This window comes from Streptomyces hokutonensis (assembly GCF_042751305.1).
GTDB classification, from domain to species: Bacteria; Actinomycetota; Actinomycetes; order Streptomycetales; family Streptomycetaceae; genus Streptomyces; species Streptomyces hokutonensis_A.
Genome location: NZ_JBHYWD010000017.1, coordinates 168,912 through 177,055, shown reverse-complemented (window position 1 = coordinate 177,055; position 8,144 = coordinate 168,912). Strand labels below are relative to the sequence as shown.

General features: G+C 71.6%; 8 protein-coding genes. 5 read left to right on the top strand and 3 right to left on the bottom strand.

Going from position 1 to position 8,144, the window contains the following annotated elements; genetic code table 11:
• Positions 1-181: 181 nt before the first annotated feature.
• Positions 182-583 (bottom strand): hypothetical protein, encoded by a 402-nt coding sequence (locus ACFXC1_RS35955; RefSeq protein WP_381250953.1) that lies wholly within the window; start codon positions 581-583, stop codon positions 182-184.
• 139 nt (positions 584-722) lie between these two features.
• Between ACFXC1_RS35955 and ACFXC1_RS35950 the strand changes: the two genes are divergently transcribed.
• The 5 genes from ACFXC1_RS35950 to ACFXC1_RS35930 all read left to right on the top strand — a co-directional run bounded on the left by ACFXC1_RS35950 (position 723) and on the right by ACFXC1_RS35930 (position 5,818).
• Complete coding sequence (locus tag ACFXC1_RS35950; protein WP_381250952.1) at positions 723-1,103, top strand: tetratricopeptide repeat protein; 381 nt, start codon at positions 723-725, stop codon at positions 1,101-1,103.
• Between the two features lie 49 nt (positions 1,104-1,152).
• Complete coding sequence (locus ACFXC1_RS35945) at positions 1,153-3,072, top strand: hypothetical protein (RefSeq protein ID WP_381250950.1); 1,920 nt, start codon at positions 1,153-1,155, stop codon at positions 3,070-3,072.
• 89 nt (positions 3,073-3,161) lie between these two features.
• Positions 3,162-4,031: a metal-dependent hydrolase gene (locus ACFXC1_RS35940; protein ID WP_381250948.1), complete on the top strand. Its 870-nt coding sequence runs from the start codon at positions 3,162-3,164 to the stop codon at positions 4,029-4,031.
• Positions 4,031-5,059: a PDR/VanB family oxidoreductase gene (locus ACFXC1_RS35935; RefSeq protein ID WP_381250946.1), complete on the top strand. Its 1,029-nt coding sequence runs from the start codon at positions 4,031-4,033 to the stop codon at positions 5,057-5,059. The genes ACFXC1_RS35940 and ACFXC1_RS35935 overlap by 1 nt, the downstream gene beginning before the upstream one ends.
• Positions 5,060-5,128: 69 nt before the next feature.
• The gene (locus tag ACFXC1_RS35930; protein WP_381250944.1) at positions 5,129-5,818 is read left to right on the top strand and encodes a TetR/AcrR family transcriptional regulator; all 690 of its coding nucleotides are present in this window, start codon (positions 5,129-5,131) and stop codon (positions 5,816-5,818) included.
• A gap of 3 nt (positions 5,819-5,821) precedes the next feature.
• Here ACFXC1_RS35930 and ACFXC1_RS35925 read toward each other — a convergent pair whose 3' ends face one another.
• Positions 5,822-6,178, bottom strand: a complete 357-nt coding sequence (locus tag ACFXC1_RS35925) for a 5-carboxymethyl-2-hydroxymuconate Delta-isomerase (protein ID WP_359616201.1) — start codon at positions 6,176-6,178, stop codon at positions 5,822-5,824.
• A gap of 39 nt (positions 6,179-6,217) precedes the next feature.
• Positions 6,218-7,849, bottom strand: coding sequence for a SpoIIE family protein phosphatase (locus ACFXC1_RS35920; protein ID WP_381250942.1), 1,632 nt, complete (start codon positions 7,847-7,849; stop codon positions 6,218-6,220).
• Between the last annotated feature and the right edge of the window lie 295 nt (positions 7,850-8,144).

Genomic DNA, 8,144 nt, shown 5'->3' with positions numbered 1-8,144 from the left:
ACACACACGCCGGCGCCCCCACACACTCCCACCCACACCCCCAGAGATTGTTTGTGTGGGGGGGGGGGGGGGTGGGGGCGGGGGGGGGGGGGGGGCCCACCCCCCCCCCCCCCCGCTTTCGTGTGTGCCCTGGCCTAACCGGTGTGGGCCCTCTGAGGGGTGTGAACCGGTGACACAGCCTTCAGCTGGTGTGCTTCGAGTGGTCGGTGCCGATCTCCTCGTCGCCGCCGAGCGTCGTCTGCAGCTTCTTGACGATCTTGTCGGTGCCGACGGCGACCCACTTGCGGCCGACGAGGTAGAAGCCGCCGTAGTCCTTGGCGTCGTTGATCCACTCGCGCTGGCCGCGGTCGGTGGCGAAGGTCGCGAGGACGAACTTGCCGTAGCTCATCTTGCAGATGGCCTGGCGGAGTTCGTCGGCGTCGGTCTGGAGGTCGGGCGTGCACTTCACCTTGGCCGCCAGGCTCTCCAGGCTGCCGGTGGCCGCGGGAGGGATGGTCGCGGCCTTGGTGTCGGCGCCGCAGCCCACCAGCGCCAGCGCCGCCGTGGCGCCGGCCACCGCGAGCATCGGTCGGGTCAGCCTCATCTGTCGTTCCTCCGGTAGTCCGGTCAGCAGCATGCCGCAGACGGCCCCGACGAGGGGCCTTCTCCTTCGATACGGACACAACGGGCCCCGCACTCAAATCCCTGGCCCCCGGCTGCACACGTCTGCGAAGGTGACGCCCGTGAACAACGACTGGGAAGCCCGCGTGACCACCACCTGGGCGACCTTCGACGACTATGGTCACTCGGACCAGGCCGTTGCGCTGTACCGGGAAGCGCTGGCGCGCGGGCTGGACGGCTACAAACGGCGGCGCGCGAAGATCCAACTCTCCTCCTCGCTGCGGAACATCGGGCAGGCGGAGGAGGGCGTCAAGTTGCTCACACCCGAACTCGACGGCCCCTCGGACGAGTTGGACGACGCGGTACGCGCGTGCCTCGCCCCCAGTCTGGGCCGCGACCGCGAGGGCCTGTCCCTCGTGCTGGGCGCGCCGGCACCCCATCTGCCGCGCTACCAGCGGTCGATGGCGAACTACGCGCGGGCTCTCGTCGAGCCGGAGGACTGAGTCGCCCGACTGGCGGTGACCAACTCACGATTCGCTCGTTTTGCTGAACGTGCAGTCACAGGATGTCGCCAAGCGCCCCGCAGCTTCACCCACCGGCCCGGTCGTCGATGTCGAACAGGCCGAGGCCGCGCTCGTCGAGCACTATCCACGGCTCGTCCGGCTCGCCTATCTGGTGCTCCCCCCGAGCCTCGGCCGCAACCGGCGCGTCCTGACCGCGCACGCCCTCACCCAGCGCGCCCTGCCCAGGGGCCGCGCGTCGGCGTCCGCGATCCCGGCCCAGTCGACCGGACGGGACGGCGACCCCGGTTACGCCTTCGTCCGCCTCCAGGTCGTGCGTACGGCGCTGGAGGCGGGCCTCCCGCTGTCGTTCCGGGCGTGGCCCAAGCGCTCCCAACTCCCGCCGCTGCTCCCCCAGGTGTGGGGCCTGCGGCTCTTCCCGCGCTCGGGCGGCGCCGACGAACTCGCCCTGGACCAGCGGCTGTCGGCCCTGTCGGGCCCGGCCCGCGCGGTGTACGCGCTGCGCGGTCTGGAGAAGCTGCCCGACGGCGACGTGCGACGCGTACTGGCGGCGGCCGGAGTCGACGAGGTGGACGAGGCGCTGCGCGAGGCCGACGAGGCGCCCGCGCAGTACCCGCTGCTCGACTCCCCCGAGTTCGACCCCTGTTCGCTGCACGCCCGGCCCACCGATCTGATGCGCCGCCGCCAGCACGGCAAGGCCGCGCTCGCCGCTGCGGCGGCCGTCGCCGTGTGCGGCGCGCTGCTCGCGCTGCCGGGCGGCGGCTGGGGCCCGGACGGCGCCGCCGCACCCGCGTACGCGGAGAACCCGGCGGCCGAAGCCGCCCTGAATCCCGGCAAGTTGACGAGAGTCGTACCCACCGCCTGGGAGTCCGCGACGCGCAAGGACTTCTCCGTCTGGCCCGCCCGCGGCGACCTCACCGAGGACACCGCCCTGCTGCGCCGAGCCCTCGCCGTCTGGGCCCGCCCCGGCGAGTCCGTCCAGGTCTCGGCGACCCCCGGCACCCCCTCCGGCGGCCCGGCCGGACCGCCCCAACTCCTGTACGCCGGAACGGTCGACAACGCCCGCGTGGTGATCCTCTACGACGGTCTGCGCATCGCCCGTTACGCCGAACCGAAGGACGGCACCAAGGGCGCCGCGCTGGACTTCGCGCGGGTCGACGGCGCAACCGGCACCGAGGCGAACGCGGTGGTCCTGGACCGCGCCGACGGGAACGTCCGCTATCTGACGGCCCCTTGGGTGAAGAAGGTCGCCGAACGGGACCTGCTGAAGCCGAGCGCCGGCGCCCTGCCCATGACCCTCACCGACGGCATCACCTCGCCCCTGGCCTCCCCCGCCCAGGAGACCGGCGCGTGCACGTCGTGGAACGTGCTCCAGCTGACCGACGACACCGGCACCCGCCTGATGAGCGACCTCGGCGAGCTGGTCCCGGCGCACCTCACCGCCGGGCGGCCCGGCTCGGCCCACGAGGTGTCCGGCGCGGAGACCCAGCACGCCTGGGCCCCCTTCGCCTGCTCCCTCGGCGCGATGCGCTCGCTCGGCGTACGGTCCGTGAACGCCTGGCAGTACGCCCAGCAGCCGCTGCCCGACGCGAGCGGCACGGCGGGGTGGGTGTGCACCCGGGCCGAGACCTGGCGGGGCGGCGGCGAGCGGGTGCTGGCGCAGTTCCACACGCCGGGCGGGACGTACGGCGCGGTCGCCGCGAAGGCGCAGGACGTGGCGGCGTGCGGGGCGCGCGACCCGCAGGTGCTGGCCGGGGTGCTGTGGAAGTCGGCGGCGGGAACCTGGTATCTGCTGGCCGCGGGCGGCAAGGACACCAAGTCGATCAGGGCGACCGGCGGGGTGACCGGCTCGGCGCAGGGCGCCCTGCTGGCCGTGAAGACCAAGCAGGGCGTCCAGGCCGAGCTGAACGGCACGCTGGATGACGGCGGGACGATCACCGGCCTCCGTTAGACGCGCGCCGAAGGCTCTAGCTGACACTCGCGTCAACAAGTCCCCGCACAAGGGTTCCCCACGGACTTACCCGTCAGTACATTGACGCCATGTCCAACAAGCAGCCGCTCAAGGCCCGAAAGGTGTCCTTCTCCTGGGAGGGCACCCCGCTGCACTGGGTGCCCGGCGATCCGTTCACCACGCACACGATCAACGTGCTGCATCTGCTGCTGCCCGCCGGTGAGCGGTGGTTCGTGCACGTCTACAAGCAGGTGCTGCCCCTCATCCGGGACGAGCGGCTGCGCGAGGACGTGATCGGGTTCATCGGCCAGGAGGCGATGCACTCCCAGGCCCACGACGAAGTCCTCCCGCATCTGCGGGAGTTGGGCCTCGACCCGACCCCGTACACCGCGCAGGTCGACTGGTTCTTCGAGAAGCTGCTCGGCGACCGCACCCTGCCCCCGGGCCGGGCCCGCAGGTGGTGGCTGCTGGAGCGGGTCGCGATCATCGCGGCCATCGAGCACTACACCGCGTTCCTCGGCAACTGGGTGCTGAACGCCGAGGAGTTGGACCGCCGCGGCGCCGATCCGACCATGCTGGACCTGCTGCGCTGGCACGGCGCCGAGGAGGTCGAGCACCGGTCCGTCGCCTTCGACCTCTTCATGCACGTCGACGGCAACTACCGGCGGCGCGCCCGCACCTGGGCCACCGCGTTCGCCGCGCTGATGTTCCTGTGGCAGCGCGGAGCCCGCTTCTTCATGGCGAACGACCCGACCCTCGTCGACCGCCGCGCGAGCTTCAAGGACTTCTACGTCGCCGGCCGGCGCGGCACCCTGCCCGCCACCGGCGACATGCTCAGGTCCATACCCCGCTACCTGAGCCGCGCCTACCACCCCTCGCAGGAGGGCAGCACCGAGCAGGCGGTCGCCTATCTGGCCTCCTCGCCCGCGGCACTGGCCGCCGAGAAGAGGGCGGAGTAGTGCCCAGGCCGCTGACGGTCGCGGTGCTGGCCGGTGCCGCGCTGCTGGCCCGGCGCGCGCTGCGGCGCCGGGTGCGGGTCTCCCCGCTGTGGCCGCTGCCTGCCCTGGACCCGCCCATCTCCGGCCGGCCGCGCACCCGGGCACTGCGGCTGCGGGTCGCCGCGCGGGAGACGGTCGCCGAAGGTGTCGTACAACTGCGCCTGGAGGGAAGGGACTTGCCGGGCTGGGAGCCGGGGGCGCACATCGATCTGGTGCTGCCTTCGGGGCTGGTGCGGCAGTACTCGCTGTGCGGGGATCCGGCGGACAGCTCGTCGTACACGGTCGCGACGCGGCTGGTCGAGGACGGGCGGGGCGGGTCGCGCGAGGTGCACGAACAGGTGCGGGTGGGCGCGGAGTTGGAGGTGCGGGGGCCGCGTAATCGGTTCCCGCTCGTCGCGGCGCCCGGGTATGTCTTCGTGGCCGGCGGCATCGGGATCACGCCCGTCCTGCCGATGTTGCGGGCGCTGCCGGACGGTACCAACTGGCGTCTGCTGTACGCCGGTCGGAGCCGGGAGTCGATGCCGTTCCTCGCGGAGATCGAGGAGTTCGGCGCGGACCGGGTGACCGTAGTGGCCGGACTCCCCGATCTGGAAGGGGAGTTGGCGGACGTACCGGAAGGGACCGTCGTCTACTGCTGCGGGCCGGCGGGGCTCATGGCGGCCGTCGCGGAGCGTTTCCCGGAGGTGCGGCTCGAACGCTTCGCGCCCCAGGCCTCGTTGGACGGCAACACGGACTTCGAGCTCGAACTCCGGCGCAGCGGGCGGACGTTGACGGTTCCTGCCGACTCCACGGTGCTCGCCGCCGTCCGCGCGGAGCTGCCGGACACCCTCTACTCGTGCGAGCAGGGATTCTGCGGAACCTGTCAACAGCGGGTACTGGAAGGGGAAGTTGAGCATCGGGACGAGTTGTTGACAGATGCGGAGCGGGCCGACTCGATGCTGATCTGCGTGTCCCGGGCCAGAAGTGCGCGTCTGGTGTTGGATCTGTGATGGGGTGATGTGAGCAACCCTGGTCGGTCTGGTCCGTTCGGGGCCGGATCAGATCGGTAAGGTGTTCGCATGAGTACCGGGGTTCGCCGCAGGATGGGAGTCGAGGAACGGCGACAGCAGTTGATCGGCGTCGCTCTCGACCTGTTCAGCCATCGCTCGCCCGAAGAGGTCTCCATCGACGAGATAGCCGCCGCAGCGGGCATCTCACGACCGCTCGTCTACCACTACTTCCCCGGCAAACTCAGCCTGTACGAGGCCGCGTTGCAGCGTGCCTCGGACGATCTCGCCGGGCGGTTCGTGGTCCCCGAGGAGGGCTCGCTGGGGGGACGGCTGCTACAGGCGATGGGCCGGTTCTTCGACTTCGTGGACGACCACGGGCCCGGTTTCGCGGCCCTGATGCGCGGCGGTCCGGCAGTCGGCTCGTCCACCACCAACGCGCTCGTGGACGGTGTGCGGCATGCCGCGTACCTCCAGATCCTGTCCCATATGAAGGTCGAACAGCCGCCCGCCCGGCTGGAGTTGATGATCCGGTCATGGATCTCGCTGGTCGAGTCGACGGCACTGATCTGGCTGGACGGCCGACGCATCCCGCGCGCCGATCTGGAACGCCAACTCGTGCACGACTTCGGGGCGTTGGCGGCGGTGAGCGCGGCGTACGACGAGGAACTGGCCGCGCTGCTGCGCGAATCCCTCAGGAACGAGCCGGGCGACGGACCCTTCACCGACCTCGTCGTCCGGCTCGTCGCCCTGGCCTCGTAACCCTCAGCGCTCGAACTTGCGGTAGGACGCGTCGAGTTCGCGTACCTCGGCGGAGGCGTGCAGCACGGAGCCGTCCTCGTCGATGTACTCGCGGAGGAGTTCCAGGACCTTCTCGGTCAGCTTCGCCTTGGTCTCCTCGGTGCGGCCGGCGAGCAGGCCGAGGGTGACATGGACGACGGTGTGTCCCAGCTCGTCGAGACCCTCGTACCCGAAGGCCGTGTACTCACTCGGGCGGAACTGGGTCTTGCACGCCTCCGGCTTCGCGGCCGCGATCTCGACCACCGCCTCGTGCAGCGCACGGGCGAACCCGTCCTGGTCGAAGGAGATCGTGTGGGAGTGGTCGACGGTGATCTGCGGCATGGGGTTCCCCTGTTGTTCTCAGCCAATGACGGGCTCACCCTAGGGCCTGTCCAGCCCTAGCCGCAGCGCCAGCATCGCGATGTCGTCCTCCCGGTCGACGCCGAAGCAGTCGAGGAGGGTGTCGCACAGGGCGTCCAGGCCGGGCAGGGCGCCGGAGGCGGCGGCGCGCAGGTGTTCCATGGAGGCCGAGATGTCCGTGCCCCGGGTCTCGATCAGGCCGTCGGTGATCATCAGGAGCCGGTCGGTGGGTTCGAGGAACAGCTCGGTGGGCGGCGGATGGGACAGGCCCACGCCGAGCAGCGGGCCCGCCGCCTTGGCGTAGTCCGCGGTGCCCGCGTCCCGGACGATCAGCGGCGGGATGTGGCCCGAGTTGGAGATGAGGGTGCGCCCGGTGTCGGGGTCGACGAGGGCCAGGCACATGGTGGCCGTGGTCTCGGGGTGGTAGTGCCGCAGCATCCGGTCCAGCCGTTCGGCGAGCACGCTCGGGTCGCTCTCGTCGACGCAGTAGGCGCGCAGCGCGTGCCGTATCTCCACCATGACGGTGGCCGCCTCCAGCGAGTGCCCGACGACGTCGCCGACGGCGAAGAGCACTCCCCCGCCGGCCCGCAGCACGGCGTAGAAGTCGCCGCCGATCTCGGCGTCCTGCGAGGCGGGCACATAGCGGACGGCGGCCTCGACGCCTGCCAGTTCGGGCAGCTGGTCCGGTTTGGGCAGGAAGCTGCGCTGGAGGGTGAGGGCGACATGCCGTTCGACCTGGTACATGAGGAGCGGCTCGGCGGCGAGCGCGGTGGCCTGGGCGAGCTGCGCGAGCAGCGCCTCGGCCTCGGGGCCCACGCGGCGCAGCCCGCGGGTGGGCGCGGCGAGACAGACCGGGGCCCGGCCCTCCTGAGTCAGGACCACCGCGAGCCGGGCGTCGTGTTCCACGCCGGGCCGGAAGAACCCGGTGGGCCACAGCGGCGCGGGCACGGTGGTGATCTGCACCCCGGACTGGCCCTGGGAGAGCCGCCGCAGCAGCCGGGCCACGGCCCGGTCGGCGTCCGGGCCGGGCAGCGCGACCGAGGTGCGGTCCCGAGGCAGGCCGCGGTACAGCTCGTCGTCCCGGTCGAGGACGAACACGGCGGCGGGGGTGTTGGTGAGCCGTGCGGTGCCGTCGGCGGCGACCTCGACGAGTTCCTGGAGGGAGCGCGCGGCCTGGATGGTGACGATCATCTCCGACAGCAGGGTCAGCCGTTTGACGAGCGCCTGGTCGTCGGCGCGCAGCCGGGCGGCCCGGACCGCGGCCCGGACGGCCGCCTCGATCTCCTCGGGCTCGGCCGGCACGGTCAGATAGGCCTCGTCGCCCGCGTCGAGCGCCGGGCAGCGGTCGCTCGGCGGGGAGACGAGGGCGGAGACGTGCACGACCGGCAGGCCCGCCATGCGCGGCCGTTCCTTGAGCAGCCGGCACAGGTCGAACCCGCTCATGTCCGGCAGGTGCACGTCGATCAGCGCCACGTCGGGCAGGTTCCCCTTGCGCAGCCGTACATCGAGCTCGGTGAGCGCCTCGCCGCCGCTGCCGACCGCGATCACGCGATGACCGGCCCTGCTCAGCACACTCTCGACCGCGAAGCGGCTCGCGGGCTCGTCGTCCACGAGCAGCACGGTCGCGTGCGTCAGCTTGCCATTGACGTCCATTTGTCAGACCTGGCCCTTTGACACACCGGTGGGGCAGGCCGATGTCACAGCCCGCCCCACCACGATAATGCGCTTTCAGGATGTCCGGGTGAATACCGCCACAGTGCGTTCCGGAACCACGAAAGTGCCGGTCCCCTTGTCGTACGAAGCGGACCTCACCACGGCGTCCGCGCCCGGGGGGGGGGCCCGGGGGGGGGGGGGGGGGGGGGGGGGCCCGGGGGCCCCCCCCCCCGCGGGCCCCCCCCCCGCGGCGGGGTTAAAATCACCACAAAAAAAAAAAATCAGTCTAGTATAA

Bases quoted from the DNA above. Each gene is read 5' to 3' on its own strand.
- ACFXC1_RS35920 (WP_381250942.1), bottom strand. From the start codon at position 7,849: ATGGACGTCAATGGCAAGCTGACGCACGCGACCGTGCTGCTCGTGGAC.
- ACFXC1_RS35955 (WP_381250953.1), bottom strand. From the start codon at position 583: ATGAGGCTGACCCGACCGATGCTCGCGGTGGCCGGCGCCACGGCGGCG.
- ACFXC1_RS35940 (WP_381250948.1), top strand. From the start codon at position 3,162: ATGTCCAACAAGCAGCCGCTCAAGGCCCGAAAGGTGTCCTTCTCCTGG.
- ACFXC1_RS35925 (WP_359616201.1), bottom strand. From the start codon at position 6,178: ATGCCGCAGATCACCGTCGACCACTCCCACACGATCTCCTTCGACCAG.
- ACFXC1_RS35930 (WP_381250944.1), top strand. From the start codon at position 5,129: ATGAGTACCGGGGTTCGCCGCAGGATGGGAGTCGAGGAACGGCGACAG.